This window comes from Pseudomonas sp. OA65 (assembly GCF_017498305.1).
Taxonomy (GTDB): domain Bacteria; phylum Pseudomonadota; class Gammaproteobacteria; order Pseudomonadales; family Pseudomonadaceae; genus Aquipseudomonas; species Aquipseudomonas zanjanensis.
On the sequence record NZ_JAGDEZ010000101.1, the window covers coordinates 1 to 730 of the forward strand.

The 730-nt window shown below is 61.9% G+C and carries 1 protein-coding gene; it reads left to right on the plus strand.

What is annotated here, in order from left to right; genetic code table 11:
- Positions 1-467, plus strand: a 467-nt coding sequence (locus J3361_RS29270; RefSeq protein WP_207967451.1) for an NAD-binding protein, incomplete at its 5' end; no start/stop codon positions are given.
- Positions 468-730: the final 263 nt, after the last annotated feature.

The following is a 730-nucleotide window of genomic DNA, read 5'->3' on the forward strand; positions in this document are numbered from 1 at the left end:
CCGCCTTCGAACGCGCGCTGCCACTGTTCCAGGCCATGGGCAAGAACATCACCCTGGTGGGCGGCAACGGTGACGGCCAGACCGCCAAAGTGGCGAACCAGATCATCGTCGCCCTGAACATCCAGGCCGTGGCCGAGGCCTTGTTGTTCGCCTCGAAAAACGGTGCCGACCCGGCCAAGGTCCGTGAAGCGCTGATGGGCGGTTTCGCTTCGTCGAAGATCCTTGAGGTACACGGCGAACGCATGATCAAGGGCACCTTCGATCCGGGCTTCCGCATCAGCCTGCACCAGAAGGACCTGAACCTGGCCCTGCAAGGCGCCAGGGAGCTGAACATCAACCTGCCCAACACCGCCAACGCCCAACAAGTGTTCAGCACTTGCGCGGCCATCGGCGGCAGCAACTGGGATCATTCGGCGCTGATCAAGGGGTTGGAGCATATGGCCAATTTCTCGATTCGCGATAACTGACACACCACCCCCCTTGTGGGAGCGGGCTTGCTCGCGAAGGCGATCTTCCTGTCAATGAAGTGTTGACTGACACACCGCCTTCGCGAGCAAGCCCGCTCCCACAGGGGTCTGCGTTGCCCTTCAAATAACAAGAATCCCGGGAGCCCGCCATGTCGGTCGATCCGCAACAACTGCTGCGCGAGCTGTTTGCCACAGCCATCGACGCGGCCCATCCGCAGCAAGTCCTTGAACACTACCTGCCCAGCGACCGCAGCGGCCGGGTG